Origin of the sequence: Haloferax prahovense DSM 18310, assembly GCF_000336815.1 — an archaeon.
Taxonomy (GTDB): domain Archaea; phylum Halobacteriota; class Halobacteria; order Halobacteriales; family Haloferacaceae; genus Haloferax; species Haloferax prahovense.
Genome location: NZ_AOLG01000009.1, coordinates 362,570 through 379,199, shown reverse-complemented (window position 1 = coordinate 379,199; position 16,630 = coordinate 362,570). Strand labels below are relative to the sequence as shown.

The following is a 16,630-nucleotide window of genomic DNA, read 5'->3' as shown; positions in this document are numbered from 1 at the left end:
CCATGAGTCTCGAACGCAAAGACGACTACGACCACAAGGCCTGGATGAAAAAGAAGGACCTCACTCCGGTTGAGGCCACCTTCCTCACCACGCTCATCTGGCTGGATAAGCGACTCCGCATCGTCGATTATCTGGAACTTCTGGAGACGCTCTACTACCGAGTCAACCTCCAGATGCCGAAGAGCCACACCGAGCAGTACAACCTCGACAACAAGTTCTGGTACTGGTACCCCCTGTACACGCTCGGCTTGTTCTCGACGCTCGCGTACGTCGTCGCGGCGATAAGTGGTGCCCTTCTCGGGTTCTACTACTCCCCGGCGACGACCGGTGACCCCACGACGGCCTACAGCAGTATCGAATTCATCATGCGCGACCTGCAGTTCGGCTTCATGCTCCGCTCCGTCCACCGCTGGGCGGCGCAGGTCATGGTCGCGGCCGTGTTCCTGCACATGCTCCGTGTCTACTTCACGGGGTCGTACAAGGAACCCCGCGAGCTGAACTGGCTTCTCGGCATCGTCCTGATCAGCCTGACGATGGTGTTCGGGTACACCGGATACCTCCTTCCGTGGGACCAGCTAGCCTACTGGGCGGGGCAGATCGGCGTCGAGATGTCGCTGTCGGTCCCGCTCGCCGGTGAGTGGGTCGCACAGCTCCTGTTCGGCGGCTTCTCGCTGAGCCAGTCGACGCTACAGCGCATGTACATCATCCACGTGTTCCTGCTCCCGTTCGTCGTGACGACGCTCATCGCGATCCACATCGGCATCGTGTGGGTGCAGGGCATCGCGGAGCCGCACTGAGGTGACAATCATGAGCGACAACGAACCCGAAAACGAGGAGATTCGATCCGACGGCGCGGGCATCGTAGCCCCCGACGACGAGACGCCCACTTGGAGCGAGCGCAAGGCTCGTAAGACGGGGCTCTCCCGGCTCACCTACGAGTACTTCGAACGCGCACGCCGCGAAGACCAGGACCTCCGCACGGAGTCCGACTACGTCGAACGCGACGTCCTGGCGTTCCCAACTTGGCCCCACGAGACCGTCCGCAACCTCTCTATCGCGTCGTTCTTCGTCGGGATGATCCTGTTCCTCTCGGCGACCATGCCGCCTCACATCGGCAACCCCGCGAATCCGTCGAGCACCCCGGCGATTATCCTGCCCGACTGGTACCTCTACTGGTCGTTCGGCCTGCTCAAGCTCAACCCGCTGAACCCCGAGCTGGCCATCCTCGGCGGGCAGAAGCTGATGGCCGACCGCACCTACGGCGTGCTGGCGAACGGTGTCGTCGTCGGCTTCATCGCCATCGTGCCCTTCCTCAACAAGGGCTCGGCCCGGCGACCCGTCGAGCAGCCGTTCTGGTCCGCGGTCGGCGTCTTCGGCGTCGTGTTCGCGATGACCATCTCGCTTCTGGCCATCAAGAACCTCATGCCGATGAACGTCGACCTGCTGTTCGACCTGACGTTCCTGCTCCCGTTCGTCTTCGGGACCATCACCTACGCGGTGCTGAAGACGATGCGCGAGGGGTACATGTACAACCTCAACCGCCGCTACTACCGGCTTCGCCCGCCGAAATAGAGCGGAACCACTACCAACCGTCCCTTCTTAGCGTCACTGATGACAGACAGCGACGCAACCGGCCGAACCGGCGACGCCGACGAGACGCGGCGCGGACGCCGCGGCCGGCGCGACATCGTCGTTCCCATGCGGCTCTACAAGACGATCACCGTCTTCTCGACGCTCATCGCCGTCGTCAGCGTGGTCCTCGGCTTCGTCTTCCTCGACGCCGCGACGCTGCAGGTGAGCGCGCTCCGCGCGGTCATCGCGGGCGCGCTCGGCGCGCTCGGAATCGGCGTCGGGGACGGTCTGCTGAGCACGGCCCTCGCGGTCTTCGGACTCGGTATCATCGCGTTCGGCGCGGTCGTCTACACGCTCGGGACCCGATTTCGCGCCCAAGGAATGGGAAAGTCTCAAGAGGACTCCGGCGAAGACTCGAACAATGGCTGACGAATTCATCAAGGGTCTGGGTATCCTGACCGGGTCCGGACTCGCGTGGCTGGTGCTCGCGTCGTGGTACCGGACGAGCAGTTTCGAGAGCACACAACAGCTCATCGAGCCGCTGTCGTCCGGTGCGACCGAGGGACTGTTCAACATCATCGCCGTCACCCTGATGGACGTGTTCCTCTGGTTCGCGCTTCTCGGCGCACTCACCTTCTGGGTGCTCATCCCGGCGGGTCACCAGATTATGTCCGCGCTCGAAGAGCGCCGCAACGCGCAGTAAGCCGACACCGCGCTCCGTTCTCCTCTCATCTCGCTTCGAGTCGACGAAGACCCCCCACAATAGCGGTCGCCCTCCCCGCCGCTCCCGCGTCGGATTGGAAAAACTCTAATGAGTCTCGCTCCGACGGTCCTGTATGCACCCACTACAGTTCCTCGTCCCGCTCGACCAGTTGGCGGCGGTCGAACCGGTTGTCCCGCACGTGGCGCTCGTGCTCGTGCTTGCGAACTTCGCGACGCGCTTCCTCGGTCACCGGTCGCACGTCCGACAGGCCAAGGAGGGTGGAGAGGAGGCCATCTCCCGGTACCTCCCGCACTCGATTAGTTCGGGTGCGCTCGTCTTGACCTCGTTCCTCTACCTGCTCGTCGAGCCGCACGGTGGCATGGTGCTGACCGTGCTGGTCGTCGGGATGTTCGTCACCGACTTCTTCGAGTTCGAAGCGCGCAAGGTCGAAGCCCGCACCGACAAGCCGCTCGAACGCCCGAACGGCTCGCTCGTCGCCGCGACGCTCGTGCTCCTGTACGCGGCGTTCCAGAGCCTCTTCTTCCTCGTCGCGGACTACTGGAACCTCATCGTCTAACTCCGCGACGCACTCTTCTCCGCGTCGTCACGCTCGCACCGCTCACGAGGAACACGTATTTTCGCCGCGCCGAGCGCCGCCGCTCGGTGTCTGAATCACGGCCGAGTGAGACGCTACTCGACGAGAAGCGGAACGCTCCCGTCGCGGTCGATGACCACCGATTCGGACGGGAGAACCTCCCGGACGACCTCGTCGTCGGCGACGAGCGACACGGGCGCGTCGTCGCGTTCGACCGACAGCCGGACGGGCGGTTGGAGGACCCACGAGTCCGTCTGCGTCGCGTACGGTGAGACGGGGACGACGGCGAGCCCGGCGGCCGGACCGACGACCGCGCCGCCCGCGGCGCGCGCGTAGCCGGAACTCCCGAGCGGAGTGGCGACGACGACGCCGTCGGCGCGGAACTCGTCGACCGGCGTCCAGCGCGCCGCCGCGTGCGACTCACCGGTCGGGTCCGACGAGAAGGGGACCGCCGCCTCCGCGTGGGTGACACCGTACTCGGAGATGTGCGCCGGCTCGCTCGTGACGAGCATCGCGTCGAAGAGCGCGCGGGTCGCAGGGTCGCCGCCGACGCGGAGCGAGAGCGTCGGGTGGTCGACGACTCGGCCGTCACCCGCCGCGACCGCGGACAGCCGCGATTCGAGTCCGCGCCGCGGGGTCGACCACGGCGCGCCGCAGTCGACGGGGACGACCGGACACGACCACTCGGAGCCGAGCGCGACCGTCGAGAGCGCTGACTCGCCGACCGCGACGACGGCGTCCGCCTCGGCCGACGTCGGTTCGACCGACGCACCGACCGCTCTGACGGCGGTGGCGACCGAGTCGTCACCGACGATACCGAATCTCATCGTCGTCCACCCGCGGCGAGCCCCCGTAGCATCGTCCCGTGCTACGCCGCCGCGAATAAAAGCCCTCGTGGTTCGGTTGCGCGAGGTTCGGCGCGACCCGAGCGGGACGGCCGCGTCGCCGACCGCCTCAGAACGGCCAGTCGCCGGTGACTTTCATGCCCTCGGCCTGGTCTTCGGCTTCGAGCGCCGCCGCGATGTCCGCGGGGTCGGCGTGGGGAATCTCGCGGTCGGCGTCGGCGAGTTCGACGGTCAGTTCCGTCAGGAGAATCGCCTGCTCGCGGAGCGTCCGCGACTCCAGTTTCTCGATGGTGTCGGCGTGGGTGTGACCCCACCCGCGGCCGCGACCCTCCTTTTCGCTTCCGACCATGTACGCCGGGACGCCGTGGGCGACGAACGGCCAGTGGTCGCTGTGAGGGAGCTGTTCGGGGAGCGTCGAGATATCGTGGTCGAACCGCTCGGCGACGGCGTCGGCGACGGTTTCGAGCTCGCCGAAGCCGTGGGTCGTGAGCTTGAGCGTCCGCCCGGCGACGACGCCGTCGTTGTTGACGATGGCCTTCACGTCCGCCCGGTCGTCGCCGAGGCGGTCGGCCTCGTACTCGGAGCCGACGAGCCCGACTTCCTCCGCGCCGAAGCAGAGGAAGCGGACGCGCGTATCGAGTTCGTCCTCGCGGGCGGCGAGCGCGCGGGCGACCTCGACCACCATCGCGGTGCCCGCGCCGTTGTCCATCGCGCCCTCGGCGATGTCGTGGGCGTCGAGGTGGCTCGTGACGAGCACCTCCTCGTCGGTGTCGGGGCCGAGTTCGGCGTGGACGTTCCCGCTTTCGGCCGCGGGCGTCTCGCAGGTCACGTCGACGGTCACCTCGTCGCCGTCGAACCGGCGGCGGAGGCGCGCGCCGACCTCCTTGCTCACGCCGACGGCGGGGATGTCGCCGATGGGCGCTTCGGCGGTGCCGACGCTGCCCGTGGGCGGGAGTTGGCCGGGGACGTGGTTGGCGAAGACGAACGCGGCCGCGCCGGCCTCGACGGCGTAGTAGTACTTCTCGCGACGGTGGATGAAGCGGTCGTAGTGGTCGGGAACCGTCGTGGAGACGACGACGACCTTCCCCGAGAGGTCGCGGTCGAAGTCCTCGGGCAACCCGTAGCCGAGGTCGACCAGTTCGCCGCTCGCTGTTCCGGCGGGACTGCGCGGGAGCGCGATGCAGTCCTGCGTGGTGTCGGCGGCGTAGACGGCGCTGTCGCCGCGCTCCCAGCCCTGAATCTCGAATGGGTCGATGCGGGCGTTCCGCGCGCCGACGCGTTCGAGGGCGTCTCGCGTCGCCTCCATCGCCTCGCGCTCGCCGGGCGAACCGGTCATCCGGTTGCCGATGTCGACGAGCGTCTCGAGGTGGTTCCAGCCGACCTCGCTGGTGAACGTGTCGCCTATCCAGTCACTCATAGTGGACCGTCTCGCGGGGCTGTGGTAACCGTTGCGATGGGTCGAAAACGCGGCGGTGGTCAGGTGGAAAAACCGACCGACACCGGCGAGACGCTCGCTTCGAGGCGTCGCGGCCGCGACGGCGAGCGAACGGGGCCGAACCGCGACTCGACCCACGGGCGAACGGCAGGTTCAAGGACCATCTATCACGTACGTTCATTCATGACTGACGTGCGAATCGCCGGGGTCGGACTGACGAAGTTCGGCAGTCACCCCGAGCGAACCGGCCGCGACCTGTTCGCGGAGGCCGCCCTCGCCGCCCGCGAGGACGCCGGCGTCTCCCGCGACGACTACGAGGAAATCTTCTACGGCAACTTCATGGGCGAACTCGCCGAGAAGCAGGGCCACCAGGGGCCGGTCATGGCCGAGGCGGCCGGTCTCGACTGCCCCGCGACCCGCTACGAGCAGGCCTGCGCCTCCGCGGGCGTCGCCTTCCGACAGGCCGTCGCCGCGATTCGGAGCGGCGCGGCCGACGTGGTCCTCGCCGGTGGCATGGAGCGCATGAACAACCTCGGGACCGCCGAGGTGACCCAGTCGCTCGCCATCGCCGCGGACGAACTGTTCGAGGTCCGCGCGGGCGTCACGTTCCCCGGCGCGTACGCGCTCATGGCTCGCGCGTACTTCGACGCCTTCGGCGGCGACAGCGAGGACCTCGCGCACATCGCGGTAAAGAACCACGCCAACGCGATGCACAACGACTACGCGCAGTTCCACCGCGAAATCACCGTCGACGACGCCCTCGAAAGCCCCGTCGTCGCCGACCCGCTCACCCTCTACGACGCCTGTCCCATCACCGACGGCGCGAGCGCGGTCGTCCTCGTCAGCGACGACTACGCCGAGCGACACGGCCTCGACGCGCCCGTCTCCGTCACCGGATCGGGGCAGGGCGGCGACAAGGCCGCGCTCCAAGACAGGCCCCACCTCGCGCGGACGCCCGCCGCGACGAAAGCGGCCGACGCGGCCTACGCGGACGCCGGCATCGTACCCGACGAGGTGGACGTGGCCGAGGTCCACGACTGCTTTACCATCGCCGAGGTGCTCGCGCTCGAATCGCTCGGCCTCTACGACCACGGCGAGGGAGTCGGCGCGGCCGCCCGCGGCGAGACGACCCGCGACGGCGACCTCCCGGTGAACCTCTCGGGCGGCCTCAAGGCCAAGGGCCATCCCGTCGGCGCGACGGGAACCGCCCAAATCGTCGAGATGACGAAGCTCCTGCGCGGCGACCACGGCAACAGCGACGCCGTCCCGGACGCTCGGGTCGGCATCACCCACAACGCGGGCGGAACCGTCGCCAGCGCGGTCGTCCACGTCTTGGAGGTGGACCGATGAGCGACACCGGCTACGACGAGTGGCTGGCCGCAATCGCCGATGGCGAGGGCTACTACCTCGCGTGTCCGGACGGTCACGGCTCGCTCCCGCCGCGGCGCTCTTGTCCGCACTGCGGCGCGGCCGAGTTGACCGAAGAACCGCTCCCGGAGACGGGCGAGGTACTCACGTTCACCGAAGTGCACGTCCCCGCACCGAACTTCGCCGACGAAGCGCCCTACGTGACGGCTATCGCGTCGTTCGGCCCCGTCAAACTCACGGGCGTCGTCCGCGAGCTCCCCGCCGACGAGGTCGACCTCGGCGCGACCGTCTCGGCAGCCGTGGGCACGAACGCGACCACCGACGAGCAGTTGCTCGTGTTCCGGCCCGCGAGCGAGTAGCGCCGCACCCGCCGCACGTTATTTCTCACGCGCCTCGACGGCCTCCAGCGGCGAGCGCCAGCCGAAGACGTACGAACCGAGGAGCCACGCCCAGAAGCCGGCCGCGAGGAGCGCGATAGCTCCGTACAGGAACAGCGAGAGCAGGGAGAGGGAGTCGAACATCGGTTCAGTTCGGGGGGTTGGTTCGGGTTGGGTCGGTTCGGCTCGCGGTTGGGGTCGCGGTCGCGGCCGCGGCTTCGACCCCGTTCAGTCGAGGGCGTCGCGGACGGTGTCGACGAAGGCGTTCGGGAACTCGACGTGCGGGAGCAACATCGCGTCGTCGAAGACGACGAGCGTGCAGTCCGCCGCGTCCGCGAGGTCGCGGCCCCGCTTCAGCGGCGTGATGTCGCTCTCGCGGCCCCAGACGAGCGTCGTCGGGACGTCGAGGGCCGACAGCGTCTCGCCGAGGTCGGTGTCGGTGTTGAGGTAGCCGGAGATGAACGACGCCGGCGCGAAGCGCGCGCCCTCCTGATGGGCGGTGCGCCACTCGTACTCCTGCCACTCCTCGCCCGCCTTCTCGGGGTCGTAGTAGCCGTGGTCGGCGTTGAAGTAACGAATCGAGGGTCGGGAGGCGACGACGTTGAACAGCGCCTCGCCGACGACCGGCGCGCGGACGAGTTCGCGGAGCCACTCCTTGGGGTCCGGGCCGCCGCGCGACGTGGGACAGACGAGGACGAACCGCGAGACCGACACGTCGTCTCGCTCCGCGGCGGCGACGGCGTAGGCCGCGGTGAGCGACGAGGCGACGACTGCGGGGTCGTCGTACTCGGCGAGGAAGTCGCCGACGAAGTCCTCGTAGAGCGCGGGCGAGTAGTACAGCGCCGGCCGGTCCGAAAGCCCGAATCCGGGGAGGTCGGGCGCGACGACGTGGTAGTCCTCGGCGAGGGTCAAAAACACCTCGCGGAACTCGCCGGACGACCCCGCGGCGTTGATGCCGTGGAGGAGGACGAGCGTCGGGTCGTCCTCGTCGCCGGCTTCGACGTACGAGACGTCCATACCGCGCCAGCGGTACGTCCCGTGGTTTCCGGAGAGCGGCGGTTCGAGGGGACCCACGCGTTTCGAGAGGGCGGCGTTGGTCGCGGCGGCGAGACCGACGCCCGCTGTGGCCAGTCCGATGGCTCGTCGGAGTTTCATGTCACGTAGATGGTGCGCGGTGGCCTTAATTCGCCCGCCCGTGGCGGGGTGACGGGTGACGGGCAACGGGCGGAACGCGGCGAGCGTCCCGCCCGAATCGCGGCCGTCTCGGTCGTCTCGGCGTCAGCCGTCTCAGCGTCAGTCGTCTCGACCGTCCAGACACTCCCGGAACGGTTCGAGCACGTCTTCTGCGACCGCGTAGGGGTCGGTCTCCTTTTCGACGACCGCCTCGGCGAACGCGTCGACCCCGCCGCGGCGGTCGAGCTCGGCTTCGAGGAGCCGGTTCACGTCGCTTCGGAGGAGCTGTCGAATCTCCTCTCCCGCGCGCTTGCGGGCCTTCTCCGCCAACTCGCCGGAGGCGTCGAGGTAGTCGCGGTGGTCGTCCAGCGTCTCGACCAACTCGTTGATTCCCTCGCCGGTCGTGGCGACGGTCTCGAGGACCTGTGGCGTCCAGACGGGCGGTTTGTCGCCGTCGGAAGGGTCATCCTCGGCGTCGACGTCGGTTTCGGCATCGCTCGCGTCCGCGTGCCCGCCGTGTCCGTGGCCGGCGTCGTCGAACGCCTCGGCCCCGTGGTGGCCCGTATCGAGGTTCGCCCGCGGGTCGTCGCGGAGGTGGATCATCTCCTGTAGTTCGGCGACGGTGCGCGACGCGCCCTCCATGTCGGCCTTGTTGACGACGAACAGGTCGCCGATTTCGAGGATGCCCGCCTTGAGCATCTGCACGTCGTCGCCGCTGCCGGGTTGGACGAGGACGACGACCGTGTCCGCGGTCTTCACCACGTCCACCTCGTTTTGCCCCGCGCCGACGGTCTCGATGATGATGCGGTCTTTCCCGAAGGCGTCGAGCGCCTTCACGGCGTCCGCGGTGGCGGTCGAGAGGCCGCCGAGTTGGCCGCGGGCGCTCATCGACCGGAAGAACACGTCCATGTCGCCGACGTTCGAGGCCATGCGGATGCGGTCGCCGAGGACGGCCCCGCCGGTGTACGGCGAGGAAGGGTCCACGGCGATGACGCCGACCGTTTCCCCTTGGTCGCGGTAGTACTTCGCAAGCTTGTCGACGAGCGTCGACTTGCCGGCACCCGGACTGCCCGTGATGCCGACGACGGAGGCGTCGCCCGTGTGGGCGTGGAGTTCCGAGACGATGTCCCGGTAGCCCGGCGACTGCGATTCGATTTTGGTGATGGCCCGCGCGAGCGCCCGGTGTTCGCCGTCGAGGAGTCGCTCGACGAGGTCGGATTCGACCGCCCGGCTCATCGTCACGCTCGCTCGGGCGCGTTTTCCTTCACGAAGTCGATGGTCTCCTGCATCGGCGTGCCGGGACCGAAGATGGCGTCGACGCCCTGTTCGAGGAGTCCCGGCCGGTCTTCTTCGGGGATGATGCCGCCGACGATGACGAGCGTGTCGTCGAGCGCGCCGTACTCTTCGAGGCCGGCCATCACCTTCGGGACGAGCGTGTTGTGCGCGCCGGAGAGGATGGAGATACCCAGTACGTCCACGTCCTCCTGGACCGTCGCCTGAATAATCTCGTCCGGAGCGCGATGCAGTCCGGAGTAGATGACTTCGAATCCCGCGTCGCGGAAGGCGCGAGAGATGACGTGTGCACCGCGGTCGTGGCCGTCCAGTCCCACCTTCGCGATGAGACACCGGATCGTTCGCTGTTCGGAGTCCGCGCTCATAGACGGGGATTCGATGTCCCGCGCTTTGACTCTAACGGAAAATAAGGCAGGTCCGATTCAGTCGTCCGCGGCGGGCGCGCTCCGGACGTACTCGTCGAGGAAGTCGGCTATCTGGGAGTACGCCTCGATGCGGTTCTCCAACTTCGAGAAGCCGTGGCCCTCGTCGTCGAAGATGAGTTCGCGGACGTGGGCGTGTTCTCTGGCCTCCTCGACGAGTTGGTGGGCCTCGCTGACCGGTACCCGCGGGTCGTTCTCGCCGTGGAGGACGAAAAGCGGCGCGCGAATCTTCTCGACGTTGTTGATGGGCGAGATGGATTCGAGGAACTCGCGGTCGTCTTCGAGCGACCCGTACTCCGCCTCGCGGAGTTCGCGCCGCCAGTCGCCCGTGTTTTCGAGGAACGTCACGAAGTTGGCGATGCCGACGATGTCGACGCCGGCGGCCCACAGGTCCGGGTACTCGGTCATCGCCGCGAGCACCATGAACCCGCCGTACGAGCCGCCCATGGCGACGATTTTGTCGGGGTCGACGGCCGGGTGGTCGTGGAGCCACTCGACGGCGGCCTCGATGTCGGCGACGGAGTCCATCCGCTTTTCCACGTCGTCGAGGTGGCCGTAGGCCTTCCCGTAGCCCGCGGAGCCGCGGACGTTCGGCTCGAAGTAGGCGTAGCCCCGAGAGAGGAAGTACTGTTTGACCGACGAGAACGACGGCCTACGTTGGGACTCCGGCCCGCCGTGGATGTCCACGATGACGGGCGTCTCGCCCTCGGGTGACTCCTCGGGGAGCGTGAAGAACGCCGGGATGTCGCGGCCGTCGAACGTCGGGTACCGGACGAGTTCGGGCGAGACGAACGTATCGCGCGGGATGCCCGCCGTCGCCGCGAGCGTCCAGCGTTCGGCGTCGCCCGTGGCTAACTCGACCACGTAGACGTTCGCGGTGTCGGCGCTGGCGGTGACGGTGACCGCGGCGCGCTCGCCGTCCGGCGAGAACGAGACGCCGCCGGCGACGCCGTTCGGCAGGTCGGGCTGGGGGAGCAAGTCGATTCGGTCGGGCGCGGTGAGTTCTCCGAAGGTGAGTTCCGTGTACCCCTCGACGTTCCGGGAGTAGACGAGCCGGCGCGAGTCGTGGTCGATGCTGATGCCCTCGAGTTCGTGGTCGCCGCCGGTATCGACGGTGGTGAACTCCCCGGAGGCGAGCTCGTAGCGGACGAGTTCGAGCGTGTCGCTCCCGCGGTCGGTCACCATGTAGACGTTCTCGCCGTCCGGCCCCCACTCGGGGCTCTGGAAGCGGACCGTCCCCTGATGCGGCGTGATGTGGGTCAGTTCCCCCGTGGCGAGGTCGAGGACGGACACGTCCTGGTCGAAGTTCGAGTACGCCTCTTGGACGATGAGCTTCGAGTCGTCGGGCGACCATCCGCCGACGGTGAGCCAGCCGTCGCCCTCGTGGACGAGTTCGGCGTCGGTGCCGCTCCCGTTTCGGGCCTGCACGTACACGTCGAAGACGGCGTTGTCGCGGCGGTTGGAGGTGAACGCGAACCGCTCGCCGTCGCGGCTCCAGCCGCCCCAGCGGTGCTTGGCGTCGGGGTGTTCGGTCAGGTTCTCGATGACGCCGGTGTCGGGTTCGAGCCGGAACAACTGCGCGCGCTCGTTGCCGCCTTTGTCCATGCCGAAGGCCAGTTCGGGGCGTTCGGGCGACCACGAGGCGAAGGTGACGCGCTCCTCGTAGAACGTCCGCTGTTCGGGCCACGCGCCGGGCGAATCGACCGTCCAGACCTGCGGGACGCCCGTCGTGTCCATGAGGAACGACAGGCGCTCGCCGTCGGCCGAGAAGGACGCGCCGTAGGCGCTCCTGATGTTCAGGTAGCGCTCGATGTCGTACGTTCGCATACCTCGAATTGTCCCGGCGACGAGAAATCGGTTTGGGTGTCAGAAGTCCGAAAGCCGCGTGTCCTCGCGGTCGGTCCACCCGCGCATCTTCGCGTACGCCTCCGGGTTCGTCGGCACGCCCTCGGTGTTGAGCAGGCGCTCCGGGTACAGTTCGAAGGCGATACCGATGAGTTGGTACTCCAGTTCTTCGAGGTAGGGTCGCGTGTCGGGGTACGGTCCCTCGGTGCCGACCGCCCACGGCTCGACCCAGAAGTACACCGGTTCGCGGAGCCGCGGCGGGTCTGTCGAGGTGAACAGCGCGTCCACCCAGCGGTCGTACTTCCCCGGCCCGTCGCCGCGGAAGACGGCCGACGAGAGGTCGCCAAAGTGGTAGTAGTTCCCGTAGCCCCAACGCGCGAGCTTTCCGTCGTTGGTGTCGACGTTTCGCAGGTTGCTGTTGAGGTCGGTGCCGGACGCGCCGAACTTCCCGCACTTGCCGAGGTATCGGGGGACCACCTCGTCGCCGTCGAGGGTGTACATCATGTAGACGAGCCCCTCGTAGCGGCCCTCGCGTCGGTCGTAGTCGGCGACGACGCGGCCGCCGGCCTCGCGGAGTCGCCGCTCCATGCGCTCGCCGCGGCGGAGTGTCCGCCGGCCGGAACGGCCGTACGCGATGGTCTCGACGGTCCCGTCGGCGGCCGTCTCGAAAAGTGAAATCGGGTCCGCGGCGTCGACGAAGCGGTCGACGAAGCGGTCCCAGAGCGCACGTTTCGTCTCGGTCACGCGACGACCGAACTCAGATCATGTCTTCGGCCTTGAGGCCGGCGATGATGTCGTCGACGAGGCTCTCGGCGTCCTCGTACGGGAAGTCCTGGTGCTTGCCGAGCTTCGCGGCCAGCTCCATCGCCGTGATGGTCACGTCGTCGGCCTTGAACTTCGTGCCCGGACCGTTCGGGAGCGCGGGGACGAGAGACATCTGGTTCTTCACGGGGAAGTCGGCGTTCGCGAAGGCGTCCATGAACTGCTCGCGGAGCTGAGATTCGGTGTCGGACATACCGTGTACCTACGTAGAGAGGTGGAAAAGGGTTCCGGAACAATAATGAATATATTTAGAGTTCTTTGCGAGACGGCGCGGCGGCCCGTCGAGTGTCGGCACGCTCGCCCGGGACTGATGGACTTATCTACAACGGCAATTCATGCACTCGCATGGACTTCGACTTCGACCGTCTGAAGCAACTCACCGAGACCAGCGGTGTCCCCGGCTACGAGGACCGAATCCGCGCGCTCGTCCGCGAGGACCTCGAAGCGACGACCGATTCCATCCGCGTCGACGCGATGGGGAACGTCGTCGGCACCATCGAGGGCGAAGGCGACTACGAGGTCGCCGTCGCCGCCCACATGGACGAGATCGGCTTCATGGTCCGCCACGTCAACGACGAGGGCTTCCTGCAGCTCGACGCCCTCGGCGGCTGGGACCCCCGCGTTCTGAAGGCCCAGCGCGTGACGGTTCACACCAAAGACGAGGACCTCACCGGCGTCATCGGCTCGGTTCCCCCGCACACGCTGACTGAGGAACAGAAGAAGAAAGAGCCGAAAGTCGAGGACGTGTACGTCGACCTCGGCCTCCCCGCCGAGACCGTCGAGGAGACCGTCTCCGTCGGCGACCTCGTGACGATGGAGCAGACGACCGTCCGCATGGGGAACCACGTGACGGGCAAGGCCATCGACGACCGTGTCTGCCTGTTCGCCATGCTGGAGGCCGCCCGGCGCATCGAGAACCCCGAGGTGACGGTCCACTTCGCCGCGACGGTCCAGGAGGAAGTCGGCCTCCGCGGCGCGCAGGCGCTCGGCGTCGACCTCGACCCCGACCTCGCGCTCGGCCTCGACACCACCGTCGCCAACGACGTGCCCGGCTTCGACCCCGCCGACCACGTCACGAAACTCGGCGAGGGCGCGGGCATCAAACTCAAGGACTCCAGCGCCATCGCCAACCCGAAGGTCCACCGTCGCCTCCGGAGCGTGGCCGAGGACAACGACATCGCCTACCAGATGGAACTGCTCCCCGCGGGCGGCACCGACACCGGCGGCTTCCAGAACAGCTACGGCGCGAAGCCCGTCGGCGCGATTTCGATGCCGACGCGCTACCTCCACACCGTCACCGAGAGCGTCCACGAGGACGACGTGGTCGCCTACATCGACCTCCTGACGGCCTTCTTGGAGAGCGAGACGGGCGAGTTCGACTACACGCTGTAGGCAACCCCGCGAGGCGGTCCCTGTGGCGACCCCCGTTGTCGCGCCCGGCACCGCGGGGATACCCCCCTATATCGAGGCGCGGCACCCCCGACCGGCGGACGAGAACCAAAGTATTCACTACAGGCCCACACCAAGCGGCGGACATGACCGACGGCAACGTGGATATGTCTCGGCGGGCGTTCCTCGGGGCGGCCGCTGGCGGCGCGGCGGTCGCCGCCACTTCCGGCACGGCCGCGGCGCAGACGGAAGAACCAGACTTCGGTGGCTACCTCGACGGCATCGACGGAGGCTACGAAGACCTCCGCGGCCAGAGCGAGGTCACCATCGAAGTGGGCGCGGAAGGTAACGGCGGCGCACTCGCGTTCGCGCCCGCCGGCGTCTGGATAGACACCGGAACGACCGTGACGTGGGAGTGGACCGGCGAGGGCGGCGGCCACAACGTCGTCGCGAGCGAGGGCGCGTCGCTCGACTCCGGCGCGGCCGTCTCCGAGGCCGGAAGCACCTACGAATACACCTTCGAAGAGGGCGACGCGGGCATCACCAAGTACCACTGCGTGCCCCACGAGGCGCTCGGCATGCTCGGCGCGGTCGCCGTCGGCGGCGACGTGCCGACCGTCAGCACCGGCGGTGGCGGCGGACCGAGTCTCCCGCAGGTCCCGGACAGCGCGAAGTCCCTCGGCGTGGCCACGACGTTCGCGATGGTCGCGACGCTCGGCCTCGCGTACTTCTTCATGAAGTACGGTGGCGACTACGACGTTCAGGACTGACGCGGTCGTCACTCCTCTCGATTTTTAGCAGTTCCGAGCGGCCGCACTCGCTCGGGTTCGGTCGACGCGGCGGCGACCCGGTCAGAAGAAGCCGTAGTCGTCGCGCTCGGCCTCGTAGACCGACTCGTACTGCTCGATGACCCGCCGGTAGTCGTAGCGCGCGAAGTCGTCGTCGACCGTCTCGTGATCGTACCGACGGGCGGCGACGATTTCGTCCGCGAGTTCCTGCGGACTCGTGACGAGCGACCCTCGCTCGCGCCCCTCGACGAGTTCGTGGGCCGACGACCGAGCCTGATACTCGACGATGGACACACACCCGCAGGCGAGCGCCCACAGCAGGTTCGTGGCGAAGGGTTCGACCGTCGCGGTCTGCGCGAAGACGTGCGCGCCCTTCATGATGGGAACCGCCTCGTCCGCGGGGAGGTCGCCGAGGAACTCCACACGGTCGTCGATGCGGAGGTCGCGGGCGGTCTGTTCGGCCGTCGAGCGCTCGGGGCCGTCGCCGATGACGGCGGCGGACCAGCCCTTGTCGCGGAGTTCCGCGAGCGCGAGGAGGAAGCTCTCGACGTTCGCGTGCTCGTCGAGGTCGCGGGCGTACACCACGTCCGCGCGCTCCTCGGCGTCGGCGCTCCGGACGAGGTCCATGCTGATGGGTTCGGGGACGAGGTGGGTCGCGTCGACCGACGCGCCGAGTTCGCGGACCTGCGTGCGGACCATCTCCGAGGGGACCAAGACGGCGTTCGGGGCCTTCGCCGCCCGCCGGTAGGCCCGCGAGCCGCCGCGGTCGTCGCGGGTCCACCAGTCGGCGACGACCGGCGTCCGGAGGAACCGCGCCGCGGTCTTGACCGCCGCGATGTGCGACGGCGGGTAGCTCGCGACCTGAATCACGTCGGGAGACACCTCGCGGAGGGCGAAGGGAACGCGGGAGGCGAAGCCGCCGACGGAGGGCGCGTCGGTCACGCGGTGATAGGTCACCCCGTCCTGTTTGAACTCGACGACCTCGCCGTCCCACCACTTCGCACAGAGCACCGTCACCTCGTGGTCGCGCTCGGCGAGGAGTTCGGCCGTCCGTCGGAGCCGTCTGGTCGCTCCCGTCTCCTCGTGGTGCGTCGTGTACATCGAGACGAGCGCGACTCGCATATTCGCCGCCACTACGCCGCGCAATAAAAATCCACAGTTTTCGAGGGCGCGACACGAGCGACCGCCGGAGCGCCGACAGAACGGAGCACGGTCCGGCGACGCGCCTCAGAGCCCGACGGTGGGTGCGACGAGCGCGCCCGCTGACTCGACGGCGGTGACCGTGTACTCCCAGCTGTAGATGTGGTTGAGAAGCAGGTACGTCACGACGCCGAGGGCGAGCGAGACGAGCCACGCGCCGGCCGCGATGCGGCCGACTTTCCGGTGGGGCGTCTCGGCCCGGAGTTCGCGTTCTGAGTGGGTTATCCCGAGGATGAGCGCGTAGAGGACGACCGGCACCGAGACGATAGAGAGGATGATGTGAATCGCCAGCATCGCCAGATACGGATAGTACGCGAACGCGGGGCCGACGAACTCCTTGGTGCCGCCGCCGCCGATTTTCGCGAGGTACATCACGAGGAAGACGAGGATGAGGCCGAACGACGTGACCATCGCGGCCGCGTGCTTCTTGACCTCGTCGCGGCGAATCCAGCGCCAGCCCGCCGCGATGACGAGGACGTTCACCGTGTTCACGACGGCGATGGCGTCGGAGAGGAGGTTCACCTGTGGGAGCGACAGGTCGGGAAAGACCCTCCCGGGGACGACGCCGAGGAAGGTCCCGATGACGAGGGCGTACCCGACGACCGAGAGGACGGCGGTCGCGGCCGCGGGGTGTTCCTTCAGCGGGTTGTCTGCACTCGCAGTTGCCATGGCCGGGGGTTGGGAAGACGGCGTATTCCGTCTTCGGGTTCCGGACGGCGTTTGAGAGCGGAACCACCAAGACTCGACTCAATCGAGTGACCGTGCGAAGTCGACTTGCTTCGGTCAGAACTCCGTGCCACGGA

Annotated in this window: 20 protein-coding genes; 9 read left to right on the top strand and 11 right to left on the bottom strand. The window is 67.9% G+C overall.

Translation table 11 applies throughout. The features are described 5' to 3' along the window. Positions 1–2 precede the first annotated feature (2 nt). The 5 genes from C457_RS04350 (at position 3) to C457_RS04330 (ending at position 2,852) form a co-directional block, all read left to right on the top strand. Entirely contained in the window at positions 3–797 is a 795-nt protein-coding gene (locus tag C457_RS04350; protein WP_004972586.1) for a cytochrome b, read from the top strand. Between the two features lie 10 nt (positions 798–807). Beyond that, positions 808–1,572 (top strand): cytochrome bc complex cytochrome b subunit, encoded by a 765-nt coding sequence (locus C457_RS04345; protein WP_004972588.1) that lies wholly within the window; start codon positions 808–810, stop codon positions 1,570–1,572. A gap of 39 nt (positions 1,573–1,611) precedes the next feature. Further along, positions 1,612–2,001 carry a DUF7315 family membrane protein gene (locus C457_RS04340; protein ID WP_008092315.1) on the top strand — a complete coding sequence of 130 codons (390 nt, stop codon included), beginning with the start codon at positions 1,612–1,614 and terminating at the stop codon, positions 1,999–2,001. Then, positions 1,994–2,275 (top strand): DUF7314 family protein, encoded by a 282-nt coding sequence (locus C457_RS04335; protein ID WP_004972591.1) that lies wholly within the window; start codon positions 1,994–1,996, stop codon positions 2,273–2,275. Before C457_RS04340 ends, C457_RS04335 begins: the two co-directional genes overlap by 8 nt. Positions 2,276–2,408: 133 nt before the next feature. Next, a complete protein-coding gene (locus C457_RS04330) occupies positions 2,409–2,852 on the top strand; it encodes a DUF7313 family protein (RefSeq protein ID WP_008092312.1) in 444 nt (147 codons plus the stop codon). A gap of 113 nt (positions 2,853–2,965) precedes the next feature. Here C457_RS04330 and C457_RS04325 read toward each other — a convergent pair whose 3' ends face one another. Beyond that, on the bottom strand, positions 2,966–3,697 hold the full coding sequence (locus C457_RS04325; RefSeq protein ID WP_008092310.1) for an NAD(+)/NADH kinase: 732 nt from the start codon (positions 3,695–3,697) through the stop codon (positions 2,966–2,968). A 127-nt stretch (positions 3,698–3,824) separates the two neighbouring features. Then, positions 3,825–5,132 (bottom strand): M28 family peptidase, encoded by a 1,308-nt coding sequence (locus tag C457_RS04320; protein WP_008092309.1) that lies wholly within the window; start codon positions 5,130–5,132, stop codon positions 3,825–3,827. Between the two features lie 201 nt (positions 5,133–5,333). Between C457_RS04320 and C457_RS04315 the strand changes: the two genes are divergently transcribed. Continuing rightward, the gene (locus C457_RS04315) at positions 5,334–6,500 is read left to right on the top strand and encodes a thiolase domain-containing protein (RefSeq protein WP_008092308.1); all 1,167 of its coding nucleotides are present in this window, start codon (positions 5,334–5,336) and stop codon (positions 6,498–6,500) included. After that, positions 6,497–6,877: a Zn-ribbon domain-containing OB-fold protein gene (locus tag C457_RS04310; protein ID WP_008092307.1), complete on the top strand. Its 381-nt coding sequence runs from the start codon at positions 6,497–6,499 to the stop codon at positions 6,875–6,877. Before C457_RS04315 ends, C457_RS04310 begins: the two co-directional genes overlap by 4 nt. 18 nt (positions 6,878–6,895) lie before the next feature. Here the strand turns inward: C457_RS04310 and C457_RS20560 are convergent, their stop codons facing one another. The 7 genes from C457_RS20560 to C457_RS04280 all read right to left on the bottom strand — a co-directional run bounded on the left by C457_RS20560 (position 6,896) and on the right by C457_RS04280 (position 12,643). After that, positions 6,896–7,039, bottom strand: coding sequence for a hypothetical protein (locus C457_RS20560; protein ID WP_008092306.1), 144 nt, complete (start codon positions 7,037–7,039; stop codon positions 6,896–6,898). 84 nt (positions 7,040–7,123) lie between these two features. Continuing rightward, positions 7,124–8,050 (bottom strand): alpha/beta fold hydrolase, encoded by a 927-nt coding sequence (locus C457_RS04305; RefSeq protein WP_008092305.1) that lies wholly within the window; start codon positions 8,048–8,050, stop codon positions 7,124–7,126. Between the two features lie 138 nt (positions 8,051–8,188). After that, positions 8,189–9,304: a methylmalonyl Co-A mutase-associated GTPase MeaB gene (gene meaB / locus C457_RS04300; protein ID WP_049913378.1), complete on the bottom strand. Its 1,116-nt coding sequence runs from the start codon at positions 9,302–9,304 to the stop codon at positions 8,189–8,191. Between the two features lie 2 nt (positions 9,305–9,306). Then, a complete protein-coding gene (locus C457_RS04295) occupies positions 9,307–9,726 on the bottom strand; it encodes a cobalamin B12-binding domain-containing protein (protein WP_008092303.1) in 420 nt (139 codons plus the stop codon). 57 nt (positions 9,727–9,783) lie between these two features. After that, positions 9,784–11,610 (bottom strand): S9 family peptidase, encoded by a 1,827-nt coding sequence (locus tag C457_RS04290; RefSeq protein WP_008092302.1) that lies wholly within the window; start codon positions 11,608–11,610, stop codon positions 9,784–9,786. Positions 11,611–11,649: 39 nt separating this feature from the next. Further along, positions 11,650–12,372 carry a hypothetical protein gene (locus C457_RS04285; protein ID WP_008092301.1) on the bottom strand — a complete coding sequence of 241 codons (723 nt, stop codon included), beginning with the start codon at positions 12,370–12,372 and terminating at the stop codon, positions 11,650–11,652. A 13-nt stretch (positions 12,373–12,385) separates the two neighbouring features. Further along, positions 12,386–12,643, bottom strand: coding sequence for an MTH865 family protein (locus C457_RS04280; protein ID WP_008092300.1), 258 nt, complete (start codon positions 12,641–12,643; stop codon positions 12,386–12,388). 152 nt (positions 12,644–12,795) lie between these two features. Here C457_RS04280 and C457_RS04275 point away from each other — a divergent pair, with 152 nt between their 5' ends. Beyond that, positions 12,796–13,842, top strand: coding sequence for a M42 family metallopeptidase (locus tag C457_RS04275; RefSeq protein WP_008092299.1), 1,047 nt, complete (start codon positions 12,796–12,798; stop codon positions 13,840–13,842). Positions 13,843–13,985: 143 nt separating this feature from the next. After that, entirely contained in the window at positions 13,986–14,609 is a 624-nt protein-coding gene (locus C457_RS04270) for a halocyanin domain-containing protein (RefSeq protein WP_008092298.1), read from the top strand. A gap of 81 nt (positions 14,610–14,690) precedes the next feature. Here C457_RS04270 and C457_RS04265 read toward each other — a convergent pair whose 3' ends face one another. Both C457_RS04265 and C457_RS04260 read right to left on the bottom strand, forming a co-directional pair. Then, entirely contained in the window at positions 14,691–15,749 is a 1,059-nt protein-coding gene (locus tag C457_RS04265) for a glycosyltransferase (protein ID WP_008092297.1), read from the bottom strand. 105 nt (positions 15,750–15,854) lie between these two features. After that, a complete protein-coding gene (locus C457_RS04260) occupies positions 15,855–16,496 on the bottom strand; it encodes a DUF420 domain-containing protein (protein WP_008092296.1) in 642 nt (213 codons plus the stop codon). Between the last annotated feature and the right edge of the window lie 134 nt (positions 16,497–16,630).

Excerpts from the sequence above, each read along its gene's own strand:
- C457_RS04260 (WP_008092296.1), bottom strand. The coding sequence starts at position 16,496 with ATGGCAACTGCGAGTGCAGACAACCCGCTGAAGGAACACCCCGCGGCC.
- meaB (WP_049913378.1), bottom strand. The coding sequence starts at position 9,304 with ATGAGCCGGGCGGTCGAATCCGACCTCGTCGAGCGACTCCTCGACGGC.
- C457_RS04340 (WP_008092315.1), top strand. The coding sequence starts at position 1,612 with ATGACAGACAGCGACGCAACCGGCCGAACCGGCGACGCCGACGAGACG.
- C457_RS04270 (WP_008092298.1), top strand. The coding sequence starts at position 13,986 with ATGACCGACGGCAACGTGGATATGTCTCGGCGGGCGTTCCTCGGGGCG.
- C457_RS04320 (WP_008092309.1), bottom strand. The coding sequence starts at position 5,132 with ATGAGTGACTGGATAGGCGACACGTTCACCAGCGAGGTCGGCTGGAAC.
- C457_RS04305 (WP_008092305.1), bottom strand. The coding sequence starts at position 8,050 with ATGAAACTCCGACGAGCCATCGGACTGGCCACAGCGGGCGTCGGTCTC.
- C457_RS04295 (WP_008092303.1), bottom strand. The coding sequence starts at position 9,726 with ATGAGCGCGGACTCCGAACAGCGAACGATCCGGTGTCTCATCGCGAAG.
- C457_RS04275 (WP_008092299.1), top strand. The coding sequence starts at position 12,796 with ATGGACTTCGACTTCGACCGTCTGAAGCAACTCACCGAGACCAGCGGT.
- C457_RS04330 (WP_008092312.1), top strand. The coding sequence starts at position 2,409 with ATGCACCCACTACAGTTCCTCGTCCCGCTCGACCAGTTGGCGGCGGTC.
- C457_RS04280 (WP_008092300.1), bottom strand. The coding sequence starts at position 12,643 with ATGTCCGACACCGAATCTCAGCTCCGCGAGCAGTTCATGGACGCCTTC.
- C457_RS20560 (WP_008092306.1), bottom strand. The coding sequence starts at position 7,039 with ATGTTCGACTCCCTCTCCCTGCTCTCGCTGTTCCTGTACGGAGCTATC.
- C457_RS04335 (WP_004972591.1), top strand. The coding sequence starts at position 1,994 with ATGGCTGACGAATTCATCAAGGGTCTGGGTATCCTGACCGGGTCCGGA.
- C457_RS04325 (WP_008092310.1), bottom strand. The coding sequence starts at position 3,697 with ATGAGATTCGGTATCGTCGGTGACGACTCGGTCGCCACCGCCGTCAGA.
- C457_RS04345 (WP_004972588.1), top strand. The coding sequence starts at position 808 with ATGAGCGACAACGAACCCGAAAACGAGGAGATTCGATCCGACGGCGCG.
- C457_RS04290 (WP_008092302.1), bottom strand. The coding sequence starts at position 11,610 with ATGCGAACGTACGACATCGAGCGCTACCTGAACATCAGGAGCGCCTAC.
- C457_RS04350 (WP_004972586.1), top strand. The coding sequence starts at position 3 with ATGAGTCTCGAACGCAAAGACGACTACGACCACAAGGCCTGGATGAAA.
- C457_RS04315 (WP_008092308.1), top strand. The coding sequence starts at position 5,334 with ATGACTGACGTGCGAATCGCCGGGGTCGGACTGACGAAGTTCGGCAGT.
- C457_RS04310 (WP_008092307.1), top strand. The coding sequence starts at position 6,497 with ATGAGCGACACCGGCTACGACGAGTGGCTGGCCGCAATCGCCGATGGC.
- C457_RS04265 (WP_008092297.1), bottom strand. The coding sequence starts at position 15,749 with ATGCGAGTCGCGCTCGTCTCGATGTACACGACGCACCACGAGGAGACG.